Origin of the sequence: Legionella sp. MW5194 (genome assembly GCF_016864235.1) — a bacterium.
Lineage (GTDB): Bacteria > Pseudomonadota > Gammaproteobacteria > Legionellales > Legionellaceae > Legionella_C.
In genome coordinates this window covers 2,144,336-2,166,015 of sequence record NZ_CP045732.1, presented here as the reverse complement: position 1 = coordinate 2,166,015, position 21,680 = coordinate 2,144,336, and the positions used below count along the sequence as shown (strand labels likewise).

Genomic DNA, 21,680 nt, shown 5'->3' with positions numbered 1-21,680 from the left:
CGAATTTCCATGATTGTGGCAGCGGGGAATCTCAGGTGAATGCGAATGAACGGGTTGCGGTGATTACTGGCGCTGCCAGCGGTATTGGTTTGGCATTAACTCAGGCCTGTATCAGGCGGGGCATCCATGTGGTCATGGCTGACAATGCTGTCAGTACGCTGTGTGATCAGGTGGAGCAACTCAGTGCGGCAACCTCTACCGAAGTGCTCGGTGTGGTGTGTGATGTGTCACGTTCGGAAAGTTTAAGGCACCTTGTTAAACAAACCTTCGAACGCTTTAACCGGGTGGATTTGCTGTTTAACAATGCCGGCATCAGCGGCCACTTCGCCCCGGTGTGGGAATTAACCAGCGAGCATATCCGTAAAGTCATGGATGTGAATCTATTCGGCGTCATTCACGGGCTTCAGGCTTTTTTACCTGTGCTGTTCAAGCAGGACCATCCTTCTCATGTCATTAATATGGCCAGTTTCTATGGCTTATGCAGCGGCTCGCAAATGGCGGCCTATGCCATGTCCAAACATGCCATTGTGGCCTTGTCTGAATCCCTGCACTTTGATTTGCAGCGGTTAGAGAAGCCAGTGTCTGTGTCAGTAGTCTGCCCTTCCTTTGCCAATACGCCGCTGTTATCCCATTCCGCACCGCTTCATGTCGACACGCTGCATACCATGCTTGAAGAATTAATTGCCCGCAGCCGTCCTGCTGAAGACGTGGCGGAGCATATTCTCAGGGAGGTCGAAAAAGGTACTTTTTACATCTTGCCTGATCGGGAAGTAAAGGAGTATTGTGAACAACGGACCCGAGCGATCATCGAACAGGAGCCGCCTCATCAGCATAGTCTGGAAAAGATTATTTCCTCATTAAGCCGCCGCGCCGCGTTGAGCGAAGAGAAAACCAATCATTAATAGGCTTTAAAATTATTCAACGGATGCCAATCCTTAAGCTAAGGAAAGAAACATGAAAATTGCATTGTCTGCTATCGTATTAACGGTTTTTTCATCCTGGGCTTATGCCGATGACTACAAAGTCTACTGGCGTTGCCTCGATGGGCATTTGGAGGCGATGGAAGCCCATGCGAAATTAAACGGGGAAGAAACGCCCTTGTATATCCATTATCAATCGACAAAACAACCGGCCTGGCAATCGACTCCCATCAGTTTAAGGAGTCTGGCGAGTTTGCCGGTTAACACTCAAAACGGTGATTTTGTCGTGCTTGGGAATAAAAAACAATGGCTACTGAATTGTGTGGGTGAAGTGCATCATAATCCGGTTTATCACCACGGAAATGTGATTTTCAGCGTGACACGCAATGCTTACAGCTGCCCGTTAATTCCACCGGAATGCCAGGCTAAACCAGTCAGTCAATAGCAAAACACCTTAACTCATGCGGCGTTAGAGAGTCGGAGCCGTTAAAGAAACTGAGCAGGCTGTTTGTTTTCATCCCGCGAGGGGGAGGTGATGGCTGTCGTGCTTGAGGTCTGTCTTAGCAAAGGCTTTTCGGGCAAAGGATAAGTGGCGGGTCTGTAAAACTGCCAGGCAATGGGTTCAGATGTTTTCTCTTCATTGACAGGAATCGCCGACCCGGCGGCCTTCAGGCTTTCATCGGATACATGTGGCGTTGAAACAGGTGGAATGGTGGATAATGCACGGCTTATAATCGCCTGATTATCACCGTCATTCTCCGTGTGCAAACCCTGATTGCTTGATTCCGGGTGGCTGTGGGAAGGCTCAGAGGGGGGCTGTGCTGAGGTATGCGGCACTGAGCTTTGCTTCAATAAATGAGAACGGTCATTTTCTGTCGCCGGTTTGGTAAACGAGTGCCACGACACGCTTTTTTCGACTACAAGGTCGCCGCCGCTGGGCTCTGTCGAGGTTGATGTCGCTACAGATGAGGGTTGTGCAGCTAACAGTTCGCAGTCCGTGATGCAATCCAGATTAACCGTCAGTACAAAATTACTCTCTTCGGCTTCCCTGTAGGTGTGAATCGGCTTGCCTTTGCCATTAGCAGGCGATTTCTGCTGGAATCGCACGGACTCCAGCGTATCAGCCGCCAGGCGTTTGACCGTGGCTTTGTATTTTTTGTCTATTTTTCCAGTTCCCTGAATAGGGGGATAATCTTTCAGGGACCCTTCCCCGCAATAGCGTTTAATACGCAGGCAAAGATTACTGGGAAGCCGATTAGGATTTTGCTGAAAATAGGCATGCAGCTTTTCAAGAATATCTTCCCGATCATCATAAAAATAAAAATCCATGGTGTCTTTGGGGTGTTTTTTTGCGAATCGGTGGATTTGGGCATAGAGCAGCGTCAATTTGCTCTGATCGTGCAGCCAATCTTTAAACGGGCCATTTTTCATCTTTTCCTGATCATAATGCAGGCTGTCTTTGTCCAATAAGGTCAGGGCTTCATTAAAAGACTCTCCCGCTTTGCGCTGATGGTAGAGATCAGTCAACAGGAACTTGTCAAGTTTTACCTTTCGAAGCTTGTCTTTTAAATAACCAGCCAGTTGCATCAGGTGCGGGAAAGCGGAACCCGTATCATTTTTGTAGGCATTGGCGCGGTCATCACTGACGGACTGGCGGTTGGTACCCGCATAAAGCGTGGTGCTGTCATAGCCTTCGGCATTGGTTGCAATCCGATCCAGCAGGGCTTTATTGGCACGAATGACATCTTTGTGGCGATGAAACTCACCGTTAAAAATCGCCCCATCAAAATCCAGTGAAATCGCACGAATTAAAGCCATAACGTCTCTTTTTTAAATAAACAAAGCGTCCTATTAAACCACACTGGTGCTTTAAATTGTAGCAATTTTCCCCTCAATCCAGATTATTTGACTTTGCCGGCTATTACCAGTAAGTTGCTCACTCTTGCCGTAAGAAGGGAGTAGTATGGCCTTGCGTGAAGCTTATCTTTTGAAAAAAAGAACTTTTTTACCCTTATTTATTACCCAGTTTTTCGGCGCATTCAATGACAATGCGTTTAAATTGTCCATGCTGACTTTGATCAGTTACCATCTGGCATCCTCACAATCGCATTCTGAATTTTATCAGGCACTTTCCGGCGGTTTATTTATTCTGCCGTTCTTTTTATTTTCAGCGACCAGCGGGCAATTGGCGGACAGGTATGATAAAGCCTTGATGACCAGGCTTATCAAGGTGTTCGAACTGGTGCTGATGATCATCGGCAGTTTGGCTTTTTCAATTCAAAGCATGACGCTGCTTCTGCTGGTCTTGATGGGCATGGGCATCCACTCCACTTTTTTTGGGCCTATCAAATACGCTATCCTGCCCGATCACCTGGCCCGCGAAGAGTTGCTGAGTGCAACGGCCTTAATTGAAGCCAGCACGTTTATTGCCATTTTGCTCGGTACCACCCTGGGCGCTTTGACCATAGGCACAACCCACTCGCACGTGGGCTATGCCGTTGCGCTTGTTTTAAGCGCTGCTGTCGCTGGCATGGTGGCGAGCTGGTTCATCCCGCCGGCACCCGGTAAAGTCACTGTGGCTATCGACTGGCATGTCTGGCGGGCGACCTGCGCCATGATGCGTCAGACTTTTGCCAACCGTATTACTTTACCGGCCATCCTGACGATTTCCTGGTTTTGGTTGATTGGCGCGGTGATCACCACCAAGCTGCCCGATTACACTCATTTTGTTCTGCGTGCGGATACCTCGGTTTTCGCGCTGTTTCTGGCGATGTTTTCCATAGGCATTGCCTTGGGCTCGCTGACCATAGGCCGCATGCTGCAAGGGGCCATTACCTTGAAGTACGTGCCGCCGGCCATGTTGCTGCTGTCTTTTTTTGCGATGAACCTTTATTGGGTGACCCCTACCGTGGATGAGCATTTGCCACTGCAATCCTTAGGCCGATTTCTGCTGCATTTTTCCAACTGGCCTGTCACGCTTGATTTCTTTCTGTTTGCTTTCTCAGCGGGCCTTTTTATCGTGCCTCTTTACACTTTTATCCAGGTCAGTTGCCCGGAACACGAGCGCGCCCGCACCGTCGCGGCGAACAATATTTTAAATGCACTCGCAATGGTCATGGGCAGCGTGATATTAATGGTGCTTATTCATTTTAAAATGAGTATCGCGTTTCTGTTTTTATTGCTGGGAGCTCTTAATGCGGTCGCAGCCATTGTTCTTTGGCGAGTTATCCGTCGCCATTAATGTCGGTTTGCCAGGCCAATCGCTCAGCAAACCGGAAACGTCTTTATATTAACCAGTCGCGTGCAGGTAAAAAGTCGCTGTACAATCGACCCTCGGGGGTGTCCGGCTCCGGTTGCAGATTGTATTGCCAACAGACCTCCGGCGGCAAGGACATAAGAATGGATTCCGCCCGACCGTTGGATTGCAGACCAAACAGGGTGCCTCTGTCGTAAATCAGGTTAAATTCGACATATCGGCCTCGTCGGTACAGCTGGAATTCCTTTTCACGCTCCCCGTAAGGCATATCCTTTCGCCGCAGCACGATGGGTTGGTAGGCTTTAAGGTAATGATTGCCCACACTGCGCATTAAGGCGAAACTGTTTTCAAAACTGATTTCATGATAATCGTCAAAGAAAAGTCCGCCGATGCCGCGTGCTTCATTGCGGTGCTTGATAAAAAAATAGCGATCGCACCAGGCCTTAAGCCGGGGGTACAAATCATCGCCAAAAGGTTGACAGGCGGCTTTGGCCGTTTGATGCCAATGACGACAGTCTTCTTCAAAGCCATAATACGGGGTTAAGTCGAACCCACCGCCAAACCACCACACCGGCGGCTCGTCTTGCCTTTCAGCCATAATAAAACGCACATTGGCATGCGAGGTGGGAACGTAAGGATTTTCAGGATGGATGACCAGCGACACACCCAATGCCGTGAATTGCCGGCCGCTGAGTTCCGGACGCAGGAGGGTGGCCGAAGGCGGCAAACTTTCTCCATGCACGTACGAAAAGTTAACGCCGGCTTTTTCAAACACATGGCCTTTTTCCAATACCCGGGACATTCCGCCGCCACCGCCTTCACGCGTCCAGGCGTCTTCCAAAAAAATGCCTTTTTCGTCAATGGCTTGTAACGATTGGCAGATTTCTTGCTGTAGCTGCAGCAGGTATGTTTTGATTTGTTCTACAGCATCGGTGGGGAGAGAAAGGCTATGGTCGCTCATGAGTTGCTCCGCTGTGATGGAAACGTTTTGGCCGCCGCCTATACTACCAAATGACAGGGATTTGGCATAGCAATTGCTTTGTTAAAAGTAAGTCAGCATGAGGAGGGAGCATGACAATTGATTTGGACAGTTATCTGGGAGTGCATGCCAAAGCATTGCTGATCCGCGACCAGCGGGCATCGCAACTGGCAAACAACCTGGCTAATGCTGATACACCCAATTACAAGGCAAGAGACATTGATTTTAATGAGACGTTAAAACAGGCGATGTCATCATCGTCAGCAAATAGGCTTATTACTGACCAACCTGGTCACATTATGGCCAAAAATGGCTATTCGTCTCAACTTATGTACCGGATTCCAACCCAATCATCACTGGATGGTAACACAGTGGATAAAGACATAGAAACAACGGAATTCTTACGAAATTCACTGTCGTATCAGGCCAGTTTAACGTTCCTGGACAGCAAGATAAAAAACATGATGTTGGCATTGAGAGGGGAATAATATGTCATTGAACACGGTATTTGATATTGCCAGTTCTGGACTGGTTGCTGAAACGACCCGTATGTCAACCACGGCAAGCAACATGAGTAATGCCAATGTGGTGGCGGGTAACCCGGACGATGTCTACCGTCCACAGTATCCGCTTTTTCAATCCGTGCAGGAGCAGGCGAATCTGTCCGTACGCAATGCCATTGCCGGAAAAACGGCGGGCGTGCAGGTCGCCGGGATTTATGAAAGCGAGCTCGAACCGGTTCTTCGCTACGACCCCAGCAATCCTCTCGCTAACGAGGCCGGGTATGTGTATGTACCTAACGTCAATATGGTCGGGGAAATGGCAAACATGATCTCGGCTTCACGGGCTTATCAAGTCAATCTTGAAGTGATTAGCTCCGCTAAACAGTTAATGCAACGAACACTGCAGTTGGGACAGTAAGGAGTTTAAATTATGGCTTCCATTAATGGAATAAATACTAACGTGAACATGCCGGGCCTACCGACGACCAGCGGCAATCAAAGTCTTGGGCAAAAAGATTTTTTGCGCTTGATGATTGCCCAGGTACGTAACCAGGACCCCATGGATCCAAAAACAAACGGTGATTTTTTAGCGCAATTAGCGCAATTCAGTACCAATGACGGGATTGCCCGCATGGAACAGTCCATTTCCCAATTGGCTTCGTCCCTGCAGTCCAATCAAGCCTTGCAGGCGTCTGCGCTGGTTGGCCGCAAAGTACTGATACCCAGCAGTACATTTAAGCTGGGCGCTGAAGGCGAGGCCAATGCGGCAGTTGACATTCCAGCGCCGGTCTCCAACCTCGCGGCATCCATTTATGGTGAAAACGGTGAGTTGGTGCGCACCATTCCGTTAGGAACCCAGGAACTGGGGCTCTTTCAATTCAGCTGGGATGGCATGAATCAGAAGGGTGAGCGTATGCCGGCCGGTAAATACACCATTAAAGTTACCGGCAATTTCCAGGGCCAGGAAGTGGCCTTAAAAACCATGGTGGCTGCCAATGTTGACAGCGTGAACCTTGGTCAGAATGGAGAAGGTGTCCGCTTGAATGTGGCAGGTATTGGTTCAGTGGCTTTAAGTGACGTTCGACAAATTACTGCTTAATCAGTAATCAATGCGTTTGATGGATTTTAATTGGAGGATAACGCTATGGTATTTGGAACAGCAATCAGTGGTCTTCAGGCTGCGACCAGCGACTTGGAGGTTATTGGCAATAACATCGCTAATGCCTCCACCACGGGTTTTAAAATGTCCCGAGCAGAATTTGCTGATGTCTATTCCACTGGTGCTTTTGGCGGAGGGCGGTATGCAATAGGTAGCGGCGTGCGACTTTCTCGCGTCCAACAGATGTTTGGTCAGGGACCCTTGTCATTTACCAATAACAGTCTGGATTTAGCCATCACCGGCTCCGGCTTCTTTACCCTAAACAGCGGCGGTACTCGCCTTTATTCCCGTGCCGGTTCATTTGGTGTCAGCGACGACGGCTTTGTGGTGAATGCGTCGCAACAACGGCTGGTGGGCTATCAGGCGGACTCCAGCGGCAACATCACCACCACAGTGGGCGATTTGAGCATCAATACATCCAATGTGCCGCCCAACGCCACTTCCAATGCGCAGATCGGTGTGAATCTGTTTGCAAACAGCACCCCGCCTTCTGTGGCCTGGGTCGGTGGAGCGACGCCGGCGACGGACACCTACAATAATCCCACGTCATCGACGATTTATGACAGTTTGGGTAACTCCCATGTCTTGACCATGTATTTTATCCGTGCTGATGCAGCCGCAGCCGCAGGTACGCCCAATGCCGCGTCTCCACCCGGTACTCAGAACCAATGGTACGTGGCGTTTCAGATTGATAATCAGAACGTGCCGGCCAACGTGGGTGCTAACAACACCGACAACCTGTTTCGCGTCAACTTCAATGATGATGGCACATTTGCCAGTGCTGCGGATACCGGCAACAACCCCTTGGCCAATAACCTCATCCCTCTGACTCAGACCTTAAGCAACGGGGCGCAACCCCTGAACTTTACTGTCGATTTTTCTGACAGCACGCAGTTCGGCAGCCCGTTTGCTGTGCAATCCAATGTTCAAAACGGCGTAACCACCGGCCGTCTTGAAGGATTGGACGTCGATGAGGAAGGGATTATTTTTGGACGCTACACCAATGGCCAGTCACGGGCCATGGGGCAGGTGTTGTTAGCCAACTTTTCAAACCCTGACGGGTTGCAAAGCATCAGCGACAACAACTGGGCGGAAACGTCGTCCTCCGGACAGCCGCTGGTCGGCGTGGCAGGTACCGCAAGCCTGGGTCTTATTCAATCCGGGGCGCTTGAAGGATCGAATGTGGATTTAACAGCGGAACTGGTCAAGATGATTACTGCTCAACGTAATTTCCAGGCGAACGCGCAAGTGATTCAGACTGGCGATGCGATGGCGCAGACGATTATTAATATCCGTTAACAGGTTACGGGCTTCAGGTCACTAATAAGAATAATAAAGACGGGAGTCAATGATGGAACCCATTCTGTATAATGCGATGCATGGCTCGCAGGTTAATTTTGACCGTCAGACCATTACTGCCAATAATTTGGCTAATGCCAACACCCCGGGGTTTAAGGCCGATTTATTTCAGGCCGAATCGATGTACGTGGTGGGGCCTGCCATTATCGATCAGGCGATACCCATCGAGCAAGCTAACGGCACCAATTTTTCGCAGGGTGGAATCATGACCACCGGCCGCGACCTGGATGTGGCGATTCAAGGTCCGGATGGCTGGTTTGCGGTCCAGGATGCTCAACGCAAAGAAGCCTATACCCGGGCGGGGGATTTCCACTTAACGTCCACCGGCATGCTGGTGACCGCCTCCGGGCTGCCGGTTTTGGGCGATGGCGGGCCGATTTCCATTCCGCCTGCGAAAAGCATCAACATTGGTGCTGACGGCACCATTTCCATTGTGCCCCTGGATGGCGATCCGCGAGAAGTATCGGTGATTGATCGCTTAAGGGTAGTCAAAATTGAACCCAGGAATCTGACCAAAGGCCTGGATGGCTTAATGCACCTCGAAGGCGGTGCCGCAGTACCTGATCCCGCCATTCGCGTCGTCAATGGCGCGCTTGAAGGCAGCAATGTCAATGCTGTCACGGAAATGGTCAATATGATAGCGGCTGGCCGCGAATTTGAGGCTGAGCTTCAAGTCATGCAGACCGTGGACGAGAATGCCCAACGGTTGGCACAACTATTGCAAGAGTAAGGCAGTAATTCAGTAGGCAATGACAAGGAATAGCCATGGAACCAGCACTGTGGGTGAGTAAAACCGGTCTTGATGCGCAATCCGAAAACATCACAAACATCGCCAACAACCTTGCCAACGTCAGTACCACCGGATTCAAAAAAGGACGTGCCGACTTTGAGGATTTGATCTACCAAAACCTCCGTCAGGCTGGCGCCTTATCAACACAGAATACCGAAATCCCAACCGGTATTTATATGGGAACAGGGGTGCGTCTGGTGGCCAACCAGAAAATTTTCACCCAAGGCCCTATCCAAAACACCAATAACCCGCTGGATGTCGCTATTTTAGGGCGTGGATTCTTCCAGGTGCTGATGCCTGATGGCAGCCAGGCCTATACCCGCGACGGCACGTTCATGCTTGATTCGCAGGGACAAATTGTCACCGCGAACGGTTATGTGGTGCAGCCACCCATCTCTGTGCCTGAACAGACGCAAACCATTACTATCGGTTCTGACGGAACGGTCAGCGTGGTTGTTGCGGGAAACAACGTGCCTACGCAGATTGGCACCATGCAGCTGACGGATTTTATCAACCCCGGCGGATTACAACCCATCGGTCAGAACCTGTATCTGGAAACGGTGGCCAGCGGGGCTGCGCAGACGGATAACCCCGGAAACTCAGGACTCGGTTTGTTACAGCAGGGGTCGCTTGAAGCGTCTAACGTGAATGTGGTTGAAGAACTGGTCAACATGATCCAGGCGCAACGGGCCTATGAAATCAATGCGCGAGCCATTGAAACCGTGGACAGCATGATGCAGTTTCTGACTCAGACTCTTTAATTAGGTAGTGATCATGAGGATTAAAGGATTGGTTGTAAGCTTATCGATGGCCAGCCTGCTTTCAGGCTGTGAACTCTTAAACCCTCCGGCGCCTGGTAACTCTCCCGACTTTGCTCCAACCTATCCGGTAACCCCGGATAATAAGCAGGGCAGGGTGGCGCAAGGGGCAATTTATAATGCTGAAACCGCGTTGCCTTTGTTTGAAACCCCAAGAGCGCGTCACGCCGGCGACATTGTGACTGTGCTTTTAGTCGAGAAGACCGATGCGCAGAAAAAAGCGACAACCATGCAGACTAAAAATGATAAAAGCCAGATCGTTAATGGCTCCTTCCTGGGGCGGCCGATCGCGCTTGGCGCAGGCTACAGCCTCGATTTCGATTTAAATGCCAAACGGCAATTCATGGGAGATGCCCGATCCATTCAGAACAACAAACTGGCTGGTAGTATCTCCGTAACCGTGGCGAAAGTGTTAGCCAATGGTTCCATGCTCATTCAGGGTGAAAAATGGGTAACCATCAATCAGGGGCATGAATACGTTCGTGTATCCGGGATGATAAGACCGCAGGACATCAGCCCTGACAACACGGTGCGTTCTGATCGCATCGCCAATGCCCGTATTGCCTATGGCGGTACTGGTCAGGTTAATAATGTCAATGCCCAGGGTTGGTTCTCACGCTTCATCTGGGGCCCCTTCTTCCCGGAATAACAGGGTAGAAGACGGATTAAACAGGAAAGGGTTATGCATAAATGGAATGCGTTATTACGGGGTTTTTGTCTGCTTGTGCTGGTTCATACGGCGGCGGCGGAGCGCATCAAGGACGTGGCTAATTTAGCCGGGGTCCGCACCAACCAGTTGATTGGTTACGGTCTGGTCGTCGGGCTGGATGGGACCGGTGACAAGTCCGGGACACGCTTTACTGAACAAAGCTTCGGCAACATGCTGACACAACTGGGTATTAATATCCCCCCCGGTACCAAGCTTAATTCCAAAAACATTGCTGCTGTCATTGTCACGGCCAACCTGACCTCGTTCATGAAAAAAGGGCAGACGATGGATGTCAATGTCTCATCCATTGGCGATGCACAAAGTCTGCGCGGTGGTACGCTGCTCATGACGCCATTGAAAGGCGCGGATGGCCGGGTCTATGCCATGGCACAGGGCCATCTGGTGGTCGTGGGTCTGAGTGTAACCGGTGAGGATGGAACTAACGTCACGGTCAACGTGCCAAGCGGCGGCCGCATACCCAACGGGGCAACGGTGGAAACTGACATCCCCAATCCCTTCTATTTTTCCAAGACTCTGACCTACAATCTAAATTCACCCGACTTCACGACTGCCCGCCGTATGGCCGATGCCATTAATCAAACCATGGGCCCGGGTACCGCAAGACCCATTGATGCCGCCTCCATCGAAATCACTGCACCCAGACGCATGGGACATCGTGTGGATTACGTGTCCGTCCTGGAAAACATCGAATTTACGCCCGGGGACGCGGAAGCCAAAGTCATCGTCAATCCGCGCACCGGCACCATTGTCATTAATCAACTGGTCCGTGTGAAGCCGGTCGCTGTTTCGCATGGTAACCTGGTGGTGACGGTCAGTGAAAATCCCTTGGTCAGCCAACCCAATCCTTTTGCCGCGGGCAACACGGTGGTGACGCCTGAAAGCCAGATTGATATTTCGCAAAAATCAAGAACTTTCGTTTTTGCCCCTGGCGCGACACTGCAGGAGTTGGTGAAAGCCATCAATGCCGTCGGCGCGGCACCGGGCGACCTCATCGCCATCCTTGAAGCGTTAAGGCAGGCTGGCGCATTAAATGCAACGATTATTATCATCTAGTGTAAAGGTGACGTTATGACAGCAAACGGCGTGGCGATGACTGATTTTAAAGGCTTGCAAACCCTGCAGCTAAAGGCCCGTAATGATTCGGAAAAAGCCTTGCCTGAGGCTGCCAAACAATTTGAAGCCATTTTTTTGCAGGCGATGATTAAAAGCATGCGTGCACAGCATTTTGTCGAAGAGGGCACGGTTTTTCGCACCAAATACGAGCAAACCTTCCAGGAAATGCTGGATGGGCAATACGCTTCAGAAATCACCAAGGGGCCGGGTATCGGTCTTGCGGACATGCTGACTACACAATTGAGTAAAACCATTTCACGTCAGAGCACCCCTGCGGGCGAGGGCGCTCGGGGCTACCCTCTGCACGTTAATCAAGGCTTCCCCTTGCACGTTAATCAGGGTTTCCCTCTTAAGGCGGGCCAACAAGGCTTCGCTTTACAGAGAGCGGCTGCCCCATCGTCAATACCCTTAAAGACCCATACCGGCTACCCCTTGCAGCACCAGGCCGCGATGCAGCAGGCCTATGCGGTTAAACCACCTTTAAAACCGCAAACGCCTGCGGCGCAACAGGGAAAAACAGCGCAATCCATTGACGAGTTTGTTAAATCCATCTGGCCTTATGCGCAACAGGCCGCCAGCATGCTGGGCCTTGATCCCAAGCTGCTGGTTGCTCAGGCTGCCCTGGAAACCGGGTGGGGACAATACGTGACGCGGGATGAAGACGGCAGCAGCAGCAATAATTTTTTCAACATAAAATCAACAGGTAAACAGCAAAATGAAGCCGTCGAGGTAAAGACAACCGAGTATGTTGCCGATATACCAGTAAGGACGAAGGCTTCCTTCAAGAAATATTCGTCAGTTGAGAACAGTTTTGCGGATTATGTCTCGTTAATTAAAGACAACAGCCGTTATGAGCAGGCTTTAGCAAATGCGAATGACCCACATCGTTTTATTAAAGCCCTTCATGACGCAGGTTACGCGACTGATCCCCGGTATGCCGATAAAATTTTATCCATTTACCATGGGGATGAGTTACAACAAGCGCTGGAAAGGATTGGTTATACCATGGAATAAACCGTCCTTTGATGTCCGGCGGCACATTATGGGAGTCGATTATTATGGTGGGAATTTTCAGTATTGCAACCTCCGGTTTAAATGCGTTTCAGCGTGCCCTGGATGTGGTCGGTACTAACATTGCCAATGTCAAAAATCCCAATTATACCCGGCAAACGGTCCTCTTTGGGCAGTTGCCCTCGCAACGTTTTGCAGGCTCATACATTGGCAGCGGCGTGGTCATTACTGACATTCAACGCCACGCGGACCGTTTTGCCAATCAGCAGGTGCGCGATACGCTGGCGTCCAAAACCCAATACGAAGTGTTTTATGAGCAGGCAGCGCAAATTGATAAACTGCTGTCTCAGGATGGCACCAACATTACTGCTAATCTGCAGAATTTTTTCAATGCCCTTTCGCAGCTTAACGATGCGCCGGACAGCAATGCGGCCCGTGATGTGGCGCTCAAACAAAGCCAGACTCTGGTTGAGCAGTTCAAAACCATGCAGCAACGCATTGATGAATACCAGCGAAACAACAGCACCCAATTGCGGGAAGCGGTTGAACAGATTAATGTGTATGCTAAAACCATTGCCGACATCAATCAGAAATTGACGGTGAACCAGAATGCCCCGGATTTACTGGATCAACGGGATGCGGTGCTTAAAGAACTGTCCAAATTTACTGACGTCAGCATTGTTGAGCGGGTTGACGGCGCCATTGATGTGTCCATTGGTACCGGTGAAATGCTGGTGATTGGCACGGATGCGCGAAGGCTTCTGGTGAATTCAAGCGGCTCCAACCAATTGAATGCCCAGATTCTTCTCGATAATGGCGCTGGGGTCGTTGACATTACCCGTAACATGCAGGCCGGCATGATCGCGGGGCTGCTGGGCTTTGAAGACGACATCATGGTGCAGGCCAGCCAGGTTCTTGGGCAAATGGCCATGGGTCTGGCGTCAGCCTTTAACACCCAGCATCGCCTGGGGATGGATTTAAACAATCAAATGGGACAAAACTTTTTTAACGATTTTAATACCCTGTCCGCTCAACTGGCCCGTTCCGTGGCGAATACCACCAATACCGGCACCGGTGTGCTGTCGGTTGAAATCAGCGACATCAGCCAGGTTAAAATCAGCGATTACCAGTTATACGTTACCGATACCGGGACGAATGAAGTCCGCGTTATCCGCCGCTCTGATGGCCAGTCCACCACCTTGAACTGGACCAGCTCGCCGCCAGCTCCTCCGGCGGGCTCAGTGACCATAGACGGGATGACGATTACGGTGGATAACATCGCCAATCTCGCCAACAATGACTCGTATACCCTGACCCCAACCCGTGGTGCTGCCCGGGATTTAACGCTGAATCTCACTGATGCGAGGCAGCTGGCTTTTGCCTCTCCGGTACGGACTCAATCGGCGCTAACGAATACAGGCAGCGGCGGTATCCGCCTTGGCAATGTATTAAACACCACGGATGTGAACAAGGATTTTCGCATCGAATTCATTTCTCCTACGCAATACAACGTGATCAATGTCACCGATTCTGTCACCTCCGGCCCGTTTACCTTCACGCCCGGCACGGACAATACCGTGATGATTCCCAATGCCTTGACGCCTTCGTATTCTGTGGTGTTATCCGGCGTGCCCGCGGCAGGGGATCAATTCACTGCTTCCTACAACACCGGCGGCATCGCCGATAACGGCAATGGACTGAAGCTGACAGCGATTCAACAGGACCAATTGTTTGAAGGGGGGACGCAGAATCTGTTTGATCGTTACTCCAGTTTAATCGGTTCAGTCGGGGGAAGAACCAATCAGGCTAAACTAAATAGCGAATCGGCCGATATGCTCTATAACCAGGCTGTGGATCTGCGCGATAGCAAAAGCGGTGTTAATTTGGATGAGGAAGCCGCAAACCTGCTGCAATTGCAACAGGCTTACCAGGCGGCAGGCCAGTTGCTCTCCGTAGCCAAACAGATGATGGATGTCCTTTTTGCAGTGATGAGGTGATTTCATGCGAATTTCATCAAACCAGATGTTTACGCGCGGCTTAAACAACATGCTGAAGCAGCAGGCGGATGCCTTGCGCATTCAGCAGCAATTGTCTTCGGGTAAACGGGTGCTGTCGCCTTCCGATGATCCCATTGCCGCCGCTAAAATCGATTTGATGAATCAACGCATTTTTTTTGGCGAACGCCTTGAACAAAACCGCCAGAATGCCGATGGGGCGCTTAAACAGGAAGAAAGCGTCATAGGCAACATGGCCGGTGTGGTTCAGAAGTTAAGGGAATTGCAGGTGCAGGCTGGGAATGGATCGCTGACCGATTCTGCCAGAAAAGCATTGGCGGATGAAGCCCAGAATTTACTGGATCAACTGCAGGGTTTAGCCAACACTCAGGACAGCAACGGTTACTACATGTTCAGTGGCAGCCGGTCGGAAGCGCAAACCATTTCCCGGGATATGAATGGTCAATACGTCTATAACGGGGATCAAACCCAACGTTTTCAAGCCATCAGCAGCGGGCTGCAGGTGGCTTTGAATGACACCGGTGATGATTTGTTCATGCGGGTTCCAAGCGGTAATGGCCGATTCACCGTCTCGGAAACCGCAACGCCCAATACCGGCACCGCGGTGGCCAGCTCAGGCAGTGTGGTGAACAATGCAGCCTATGTTGCGGATGATTACACTATCCAGTTTGCATTAAACACCCAAAATCAGCTGGTGGTCATGGTGAGTGGTGCGGCAAGCGGAAACGTGGTCCCCGCAACCGGTTTACCGGATGACGCGCCTTTGTACGCCGACGGCATGGCGGTGAGTTTTAACGGCATTGAAATTAACCTGACAGGAACGCCAGAAGCCGGGGATGCCTTTGCTGTAGCCCCCGCTGCCAATGAATCCATTTTTTCGACAGGGGCGCGCATGATTGCGAACTTAAGGCAACCCTTTGCAGCCGCCAGCGATAAAGCACGTGTATTCACCGAAAACAACCAGATCCTTGAACAACTAGACAGTGGATTGGGTAATCTGCTGGATTTTCAGGCGCAGGTGGGCGCTCGCTTGAATCAATTGGATGTGGCAGAAAAAGTGAACACCGATCTTATCGACATCAGCAAGGAAACCAAATCCAGGCTTGAAGATGCGGATTTGGAATCGCTGGCTGTGGAGTATCAATTGCAGATTACCTACCTTCAGATCGCACAAAAATCCTTTGCCAGCCTTCAAGGCTTGTCTGCCTTTAATTTCATATAATGAATCTCTACACACTCATGCGATTTGAACCTGCTGAAGGGTAAATCGCGTCTTTTCCCGCGTCGTTTGGATTGGTATCGGGTGGAAGGGTAGTGAGTTCAACCGTTTGGGTTGATTGGGTGACCAGGGTTGTGTCCGGGATGGGCTGGGGCGATTGGGATATCAGGGATGGCGTTTGTTGGGGTTGAGGTTCTGGCGGGGTTTGCAAAATTCCCATCATGTGATGGGAGTAACTGCACGTGGCGGATTGATTGGGTCTTTCTCCCAGCTGGGTTTGATAGTAATCCAGGGACTCATCCAGTACGCTTTCTTCTTTTAAAACCTGCCGTTCTTTATCGGCCCTGGCGTCCTGTTTTTCTGCAAATTTTTCAGCAACCCATTTGATGAGACCAATGGTGGCCATGGCAATGGCCAAACCACCGACGATGGGTAAAAGCACCGGTGGCGCTGCGACCACACTAACCGCCATCAGCAAGGCGATGGTGGATAAAGCCACCCCAGCGCCAGCCAAGGCGAAGGTGGTGTAGGTTTGGGCCAATTTCTCGTTCGCTAATAAATCATTGCGTTTTAATTGATGGATGGGCTTGGTGATGCCGGTAATTTCTGTATCCAGCTTGACAATCTCTTCCTTGAGCGCATCAATGGCCGCGATGCAGGTTTTTCTTTCATCAGGCGTCATCGAATCAGCGACTTTTTCGAGATTCTCAACAAGCACGGTCAGAGCAAGCATTTTCTCCTGGCGCTGGTCATAGCATTTTTTAAGCTTGCCCGCCTGGCTTTCTTCATCACCCTCAAGCGTCAAGCCTCTTTGCGTCAGGAGATCATGAATGAAGGTCGACTCTGTCTGATGGTTATTTTTTTCCTCCTCGTTTAAATCAGGATCACGCAGTACCTGTTGTAATTCCAGATAACGCACTCTCAGGGGATCCAGGTATTTTTCATCCGCCAGAGCAGTGGTGTTTCTGGCCTCCAGTAATTGATTAAATTCTTTTTTCTGTTTATATTCTGCGCGGGTCGTCAGTTTGGCCGCGATACTGCCGGCTAAACTTATCCCTTCAAGCACGGTCGTAAAGGCGCTGACTGCAACGCCAATCGCTGCAGAAACTGCGGCTGTTAATACAAAGGCAGCAATGCTTAACGCCGTAACCACCGCCAGAACCCCCATGGCAAACAATTTTTCACCCACGGTTTTGTCTTTAGCAAAAAGGGTGGTGATGGCTGTAGGAATAACGGATACCATTTGTAGGATAAAGCCGATGATCGGCAGCTGTTTGCTTTGAGAGAAGATTGAAGCAAAAAAGCCTTGAATCTGGCTGAACAGGCCTAGGGCATTGTTCGCATAGTTACCGCGCTTGTTGATTTCGTCCACCAGACTGGTTTCCCGTTCGGCCTGGCGGATGCGGGATTTTAATGCGTTCATCCTTTCGGATAAGAGGATGGTTTTACGGCCCATTGCGTTCTACCAAAGCACATAATAGTTAATTTTAATACATAATGGGCAAATTGGTTTTAAAGGTCTTGTTTTAAACGTTATCAGCAGATTGGCCGAGTATGTCAAGCAAGGTTGTTTTGAGGCCCCAAAGGGGGCCGACTACAAACCTTGCGCTCTGGCTATAAAACCATTCACTGACAGCTTTTCGTTGCACAGTGCAGTACTTTAATGTGCTTGCCTGTTGGTGTGTAGTAGCTGGCAACGGGGTTATTCTCTGCATCCAGGGCTAATGCGCTGTCTAAACCCTGGGTGGTGGGGTCAACCGCCGTGATGACATTGCCGGAGGTGCAGTTGGCGTCACCGCAATAGAGTATTGACATCGTGGTGCTGGTACCAAAACTGACAATCGGACGTCCCGTTGCGTTGTCAATGCGAATGGAGGGCTGTAACCCGACATTGGCGCCAGTTGCCGGGGAAGCGATGCTGTTTCCTGCATTACAGGCTGGGTTACCGCAATGGAGGACTTTGAGTGCGGCATTGGCCGTATCCCAGTAGGCAATGACTGGATTGCCGCTCGCGTCCAATGTCACCGAGGTCGCACGGTGATCGCCTGCCTGCGCACCGGGGTCAAGAATGGCCAAGGTGTTATTGGGGCCAGAACAATTGGCGTCACCGCAGTGCAACAGTTTCAATTGATTTTTATCCGCGCGAAAAAAACTCACCACAGGATAGCCCGAACCATCCAGCACCAGAGAAACCCCCCGCACATCGGCATTGGCGGGGAAAACCGGGAAATCGGGCGAGGCAATGCTGGTGTTCGCGGAGCAGTTTGCATCCCCACAGTGAACGACTCTCAATCCCTGATCGGGCTGACCAGCCGAGGCAATGACAGGATTACCAGCGGAGTCAAGAGCCATGGACGAGGCGCGTTTCGATAAACTATCCGGAGTGACGGCAGAGTTAACCCCGCTGCAATTGGCATTGGTGCAATGGATGATCTTCATGACCTGGGCGGTGAAGTCATAAAAACTAATGACCGGATAACCATTGGCATCGAGAGCCAGCGAAGTATCCCAACCGGTATTTCCGGTGGTGTAGGCGCTGGTGATGGAATTGCCCTGGCTGCAGGAGGTGTCGCCGCAATGCAGTAATTTCAGATCGCCATTGGTGTTATCCCAATAACTCACCACCGGTTTGCCATTGGCATCCAATTGGATGGCGCCGTAGCGGCCGACATCGGTTGCGGTATCGCCCACATAAACCGAATTCGGACCGCACTGGGGGCTGCCGCAGCGTAACACGTTGAGGTTGCCATTGCTGCCATCGTAATAACTGACAATGGGATTGCTGCTGGCATCGAGACGCAACGAGGTATACAAGCCTACATTGCCGCTACTGTCCGGCACATTGATGATGTTGTTGTTCGTACAGTTGGCATCACCGCAACGCACGACATTCAGGCTCTGGTTGGTTAAATCATAATAGCTGATGGTCGGTATATTATTGGCATCAAGCGACAGGGATGAATAATAGCCCGCCACCCCATTAGCCTGCAGGGAGGTCAGTGAATTACCCGATGTGCAAAGGGTGTTTCCGCAGTGCAGCACTTTTAATTTCCCATTGCTTGCATCCAGATAACTAACCACGGGTTTTTGATTGCTATCCAGTTTTAGCGAAGGATAGCGGCCGACATCAGCCACCGAATCGACTGTGACTGTGGTGTTGCCGGCATTACAGGCGCTGTTACCGCAGGTGATTATTTTCAAAGACGAGTTGGTGAAATCAAAATAAGCCACCACCGGATGGCCGGCGTTATTCAATTGAATGGAACTTTGTACGCCATTGCTGCCGGTCAGGTCGGGTGTGGCGACGGTATTGCCCGCAGTACAGGCGGCATTGCCGCAATGGAGAATTTTCAATTTACCATTACTCGCATCGTAATAACTCACCACCGGGAAATCATTGCCGTCTAAGGTTACCGACGTGTATAAACCCACCGATCCGGCATTATCCGGCGTGGCTATTGTATTCCCGGCTGAACAGGAACTGTTGCCGCAATGTAAAATTTTTAAAGCAGAGTTGGCTTCATCGTAATAACTGACCACCGGTTTGCCGGTGCTGTCCAAGGCAATGGCCGTGTATTTCCCAATGTTGGCCGCTGCATCAGGCGTTACAATGGAATTAAACCGGCTGCAGGTTCGTGTAAAACAGTGTGCAACCTTTAATTTTTGTTCGGTGGCATCGTAGTAACTGATTATCGGATACCCCTGCGCATCGAGAACAATGGAAGTGTATTGCCCGGTTGTGCCGTCCACATCCACGGCTGCGATGTGATTGCCAATGGCAAACGAGCAGGGTACCAGCCCCAGGGCAAACAATAAACTGAACACAACAAAGCGCGACGCAATGGGCATTCTTTGCATAAAAACCTTCCTGGTCAATGAAATGGCTGAGCGGATTCAAACAATCACTATACCTAAAAGACAAGGAGTACGTCCAGCCACTGGTTGGAACAAGTCCGAAGCTGCACAACCATGCAGGTTTATCTTTCAATTCATTGGCATGACTGCATTCGTTCCTTGACTTCATCCGGTAGTAATCTTTCCACTTCACGTTTGAAGCGGAGGTTGTTGCTGACCAAAAAACAGGAGGTTAAACCGGCCAGTGAGGGGACAGGCACTCCAATAAAACCTAGCCGCCGGTATACCCTGGCATCGTCTGGGTTTGACGATGGATTTAACGCCCTGTCCTTGTCGTTATCCACCAGGATGATTTGCTCTGCTCTCGGAAAACGCCGTTGGATGGCCTGACGTTGTTCACGGTCCATTTGAGTTACTTCCTGAAGCGATAATTTTATTGACGTGATATTAGCCGGCAATGCATTAAAAATGACATTCAACTCGTCTGCTGTTCGCTCATGAAAATGACAGTCATTTAAGCCAAGATGAATTAGGCGAGAATGGGTGAGGGCCGCGAACAGAATCGCCAATTCCTCAGCAGTTTTACAATCAAGCCGGTTGTCGCCTGCATCAAGATGGGTCACCTCTGTGGCTTTCAGTGAGGAAAACAGCGCAGTCAATTCAGTCAGGTCCAGTTCCCCAAGGCCATTACCACTGACATTGAGATGGCTGATGGAGGAGCCTTGCAGTGCATCAAACAGGGTCTCACACGGCATATCGGCCATGAGATAAAAGTCATTATCGCTTAAGTCGAGGTGGGTAACAGGGGAGTCTTTGAAGGCATGCAGCAGGGCTTTGAATTCAGCGCCGGTTCCTAGACACAGATCATTACTACGTAAACCAAGGTGAGTGATTAACGAGTGTTGGAATGCGCTGAACAGGATCGCCAATAGGGCGCCGTCCTGTTTACCCAACTCATTGTGGGCCAAATCAAGAACAGCCATGGACTTACCGCGCCAGGCCTGAAATAACTCGATTAATTCATGGGCTGGCCATTGCCCCAAACAATTATAACTTAAATCAAGTTGAATGAGGCCTGACTCGCTTAAAACGGCGATCAAGGCAGCTAACTCAGCTCCTGTTTTTTGGTTAAAGTCATTACTTCCTAAATGAAGGCGAGTAATGGAAGAACCGTTAAGTACCTTAAACAGAGCGATCAGTTCAGGGCCGGTTCTTAGTCCAAAGTGATTGGCGCTTAAATCGAGATGGCTTATTCCGGAGTCCTTTAGCAGGTTGAACAGAGCCACCCATTCCACCCCAGTAGGCCCGGCGTTTTGCCCGAGAGCATTGAGGTGCAGATTAAGGGAATGGATACCAAAATCCTTGAACGTGCTGAATAGAAGCGCTAATTCATTGAATTTGCCCTCACCCAGCCGGTTATTCGGCAGATGGAGCTCAGAAATCCACGAACCTTTGAGCTGGTGCAATTTGGCAATGATTGCCTCAAAGGAACGATTGTATAGTTCAACACGCATGGCTTCCCTTATTTCGCCACAACAATAACGGACAGGCTGGATAGTTCAAATTTTAAGCATATTGCCACAGCGTGACTGAATGGTCAAATGGGATGCTACATTAGCCAGTGTTATTCGATTAAATTGAAACCCGATGCCCGTTGTGTGTGCGAAATCGGTAGCCATTTACGGTTGCCCATGGCAAAAGAGGTCGCGGTAAAGCCTAACGTGAAAAGAAACCTTAAAGAAAGTATAACGAAGTGTAAAATCGCCTGACTTGTACGTAGAAAAATCTTCCCTGTCAGCGGGAATTCTGAAATAGCGTATTGAAACGAGCGAGATATAACATCAATGAATCAATAATCAAGTCTTTGATTTAAATGCGATTTATGATTTTAAACACCAGTCGGCATCCCTCTTTGCTGCTCTAAAAACCCCCTCAATACGATTTGCTAACCCT

Annotated in this window: 19 protein-coding genes; 14 read left to right on the top strand and 5 right to left on the bottom strand. The window is 50.3% G+C overall.

Features of this window, described 5'->3' with window-relative positions; translation table 11 throughout:
* The first annotated feature begins 35 nt into the window (after nt 1-35).
* Nucleotides 36-902, top strand: a complete 867-nt coding sequence (locus tag GH742_RS10055; protein ID WP_203454839.1) for an SDR family oxidoreductase — start codon at nt 36-38, stop codon at nt 900-902.
* 52 nt (nt 903-954) lie between these two features.
* Nucleotides 955-1,365, top strand: a complete 411-nt coding sequence (locus tag GH742_RS10050) for a hypothetical protein (RefSeq protein ID WP_203454838.1) — start codon at nt 955-957, stop codon at nt 1,363-1,365.
* 41 nt (nt 1,366-1,406) lie between these two features.
* On the opposite strand, the gene GH742_RS10045 is transcribed toward GH742_RS10050, so the two are convergent.
* Entirely contained in the window at nt 1,407-2,738 is a 1,332-nt protein-coding gene (locus tag GH742_RS10045; RefSeq protein WP_203454837.1) for a hypothetical protein, read from the bottom strand.
* A 145-nt stretch (nt 2,739-2,883) separates the two neighbouring features.
* Between GH742_RS10045 and GH742_RS10040 the strand changes: the two genes are divergently transcribed.
* A complete protein-coding gene (locus GH742_RS10040; RefSeq protein WP_203454836.1) occupies nt 2,884-4,161 on the top strand; it encodes an MFS transporter in 1,278 nt (425 codons plus the stop codon).
* A gap of 43 nt (nt 4,162-4,204) precedes the next feature.
* Here GH742_RS10040 and hemF read toward each other — a convergent pair whose 3' ends face one another.
* Nucleotides 4,205-5,137: an oxygen-dependent coproporphyrinogen oxidase gene (gene hemF / locus GH742_RS10035; protein ID WP_203454835.1), complete on the bottom strand. Its 933-nt coding sequence runs from the start codon at nt 5,135-5,137 to the stop codon at nt 4,205-4,207.
* 110 nt (nt 5,138-5,247) lie between these two features.
* On the opposite strand from hemF, the gene flgB reads away from it, so the two are divergent.
* From flgB to flgL, 11 genes are read left to right on the top strand one after another with little or no spacing between them, the layout of a single operon-like run.
* Nucleotides 5,248-5,643 carry a flagellar basal body rod protein FlgB gene (gene flgB / locus GH742_RS10030; RefSeq protein ID WP_203454834.1) on the top strand — a complete coding sequence of 132 codons (396 nt, stop codon included), beginning with the start codon at nt 5,248-5,250 and terminating at the stop codon, nt 5,641-5,643.
* A 1-nt stretch (nt 5,644) separates the two neighbouring features.
* Entirely contained in the window at nt 5,645-6,076 is a 432-nt protein-coding gene (flgC, locus tag GH742_RS10025; RefSeq protein WP_203454833.1) for a flagellar basal body rod protein FlgC, read from the top strand.
* A gap of 48 nt (nt 6,077-6,124) precedes the next feature.
* Nucleotides 6,125-6,757: a flagellar hook assembly protein FlgD gene (locus GH742_RS10020; RefSeq protein ID WP_239005329.1), complete on the top strand. Its 633-nt coding sequence runs from the start codon at nt 6,125-6,127 to the stop codon at nt 6,755-6,757.
* Nucleotides 6,758-6,802: 45 nt separating this feature from the next.
* On the top strand, nt 6,803-8,116 hold the full coding sequence (gene flgE / locus GH742_RS10015) for a flagellar hook protein FlgE (RefSeq protein ID WP_203454832.1): 1,314 nt from the start codon (nt 6,803-6,805) through the stop codon (nt 8,114-8,116).
* A gap of 52 nt (nt 8,117-8,168) precedes the next feature.
* Nucleotides 8,169-8,906 (top strand): flagellar basal-body rod protein FlgF, encoded by a 738-nt coding sequence (flgF, locus tag GH742_RS10010; RefSeq protein WP_203456913.1) that lies wholly within the window; start codon nt 8,169-8,171, stop codon nt 8,904-8,906.
* Between the two features lie 35 nt (nt 8,907-8,941).
* Nucleotides 8,942-9,727, top strand: coding sequence for a flagellar basal-body rod protein FlgG (flgG, locus tag GH742_RS10005; RefSeq protein WP_203454831.1), 786 nt, complete (start codon nt 8,942-8,944; stop codon nt 9,725-9,727).
* Nucleotides 9,728-9,740: 13 nt separating this feature from the next.
* The gene (locus GH742_RS10000; protein ID WP_203454830.1) at nt 9,741-10,433 is read left to right on the top strand and encodes a flagellar basal body L-ring protein FlgH; all 693 of its coding nucleotides are present in this window, start codon (nt 9,741-9,743) and stop codon (nt 10,431-10,433) included.
* A 33-nt stretch (nt 10,434-10,466) separates the two neighbouring features.
* Complete coding sequence (locus GH742_RS09995; RefSeq protein ID WP_203454829.1) at nt 10,467-11,567, top strand: flagellar basal body P-ring protein FlgI; 1,101 nt, start codon at nt 10,467-10,469, stop codon at nt 11,565-11,567.
* A 15-nt stretch (nt 11,568-11,582) separates the two neighbouring features.
* Nucleotides 11,583-12,641, top strand: coding sequence for a flagellar assembly peptidoglycan hydrolase FlgJ (gene flgJ / locus GH742_RS09990; RefSeq protein ID WP_203454828.1), 1,059 nt, complete (start codon nt 11,583-11,585; stop codon nt 12,639-12,641).
* 44 nt (nt 12,642-12,685) lie between these two features.
* The gene (flgK, locus tag GH742_RS09985) at nt 12,686-14,635 is read left to right on the top strand and encodes a flagellar hook-associated protein FlgK (protein ID WP_239005198.1); all 1,950 of its coding nucleotides are present in this window, start codon (nt 12,686-12,688) and stop codon (nt 14,633-14,635) included.
* Nucleotides 14,636-14,639: 4 nt separating this feature from the next.
* A complete protein-coding gene (flgL, locus tag GH742_RS09980; RefSeq protein WP_203454827.1) occupies nt 14,640-15,875 on the top strand; it encodes a flagellar hook-associated protein FlgL in 1,236 nt (411 codons plus the stop codon).
* Between the two features lie 7 nt (nt 15,876-15,882).
* Here flgL and GH742_RS09975 read toward each other — a convergent pair whose 3' ends face one another.
* From GH742_RS09975 to GH742_RS09965, 3 genes are all read right to left on the bottom strand, one after another.
* A complete protein-coding gene (locus tag GH742_RS09975) occupies nt 15,883-17,328 on the bottom strand; it encodes a T4SS effector SidA family protein (RefSeq protein ID WP_203454826.1) in 1,446 nt (481 codons plus the stop codon).
* A gap of 170 nt (nt 17,329-17,498) precedes the next feature.
* A complete protein-coding gene (locus tag GH742_RS09970; protein ID WP_203454825.1) occupies nt 17,499-19,730 on the bottom strand; it encodes a hypothetical protein in 2,232 nt (743 codons plus the stop codon).
* Nucleotides 19,731-19,861: 131 nt separating this feature from the next.
* A complete protein-coding gene (locus GH742_RS09965; protein WP_203454824.1) occupies nt 19,862-21,241 on the bottom strand; it encodes a hypothetical protein in 1,380 nt (459 codons plus the stop codon).
* Nucleotides 21,242-21,680: the final 439 nt, after the last annotated feature.

Excerpts from the sequence above, each read along its gene's own strand:
- flgC (WP_203454833.1), top strand. The coding sequence starts at position 5,645 with ATGTCATTGAACACGGTATTTGATATTGCCAGTTCTGGACTGGTTGCT.
- GH742_RS10050 (WP_203454838.1), top strand. The coding sequence starts at position 955 with ATGAAAATTGCATTGTCTGCTATCGTATTAACGGTTTTTTCATCCTGG.
- GH742_RS09995 (WP_203454829.1), top strand. The coding sequence starts at position 10,467 with ATGCATAAATGGAATGCGTTATTACGGGGTTTTTGTCTGCTTGTGCTG.
- GH742_RS10040 (WP_203454836.1), top strand. The coding sequence starts at position 2,884 with ATGGCCTTGCGTGAAGCTTATCTTTTGAAAAAAAGAACTTTTTTACCC.
- GH742_RS09975 (WP_203454826.1), bottom strand. The coding sequence starts at position 17,328 with ATGGGCCGTAAAACCATCCTCTTATCCGAAAGGATGAACGCATTAAAA.
- GH742_RS10045 (WP_203454837.1), bottom strand. The coding sequence starts at position 2,738 with ATGGCTTTAATTCGTGCGATTTCACTGGATTTTGATGGGGCGATTTTT.
- flgF (WP_203456913.1), top strand. The coding sequence starts at position 8,169 with ATGGAACCCATTCTGTATAATGCGATGCATGGCTCGCAGGTTAATTTT.
- flgL (WP_203454827.1), top strand. The coding sequence starts at position 14,640 with ATGCGAATTTCATCAAACCAGATGTTTACGCGCGGCTTAAACAACATG.
- flgB (WP_203454834.1), top strand. The coding sequence starts at position 5,248 with ATGACAATTGATTTGGACAGTTATCTGGGAGTGCATGCCAAAGCATTG.
- GH742_RS09970 (WP_203454825.1), bottom strand. The coding sequence starts at position 19,730 with ATGCAAAGAATGCCCATTGCGTCGCGCTTTGTTGTGTTCAGTTTATTG.
- flgJ (WP_203454828.1), top strand. The coding sequence starts at position 11,583 with ATGACAGCAAACGGCGTGGCGATGACTGATTTTAAAGGCTTGCAAACC.
- flgE (WP_203454832.1), top strand. The coding sequence starts at position 6,803 with ATGGTATTTGGAACAGCAATCAGTGGTCTTCAGGCTGCGACCAGCGAC.
- hemF (WP_203454835.1), bottom strand. The coding sequence starts at position 5,137 with ATGAGCGACCATAGCCTTTCTCTCCCCACCGATGCTGTAGAACAAATC.
- GH742_RS10020 (WP_239005329.1), top strand. The coding sequence starts at position 6,125 with ATGCCGGGCCTACCGACGACCAGCGGCAATCAAAGTCTTGGGCAAAAA.
- flgG (WP_203454831.1), top strand. The coding sequence starts at position 8,942 with ATGGAACCAGCACTGTGGGTGAGTAAAACCGGTCTTGATGCGCAATCC.
- GH742_RS10000 (WP_203454830.1), top strand. The coding sequence starts at position 9,741 with ATGAGGATTAAAGGATTGGTTGTAAGCTTATCGATGGCCAGCCTGCTT.
- flgK (WP_239005198.1), top strand. The coding sequence starts at position 12,686 with ATGGTGGGAATTTTCAGTATTGCAACCTCCGGTTTAAATGCGTTTCAG.
- GH742_RS09965 (WP_203454824.1), bottom strand. The coding sequence starts at position 21,241 with ATGCGTGTTGAACTATACAATCGTTCCTTTGAGGCAATCATTGCCAAA.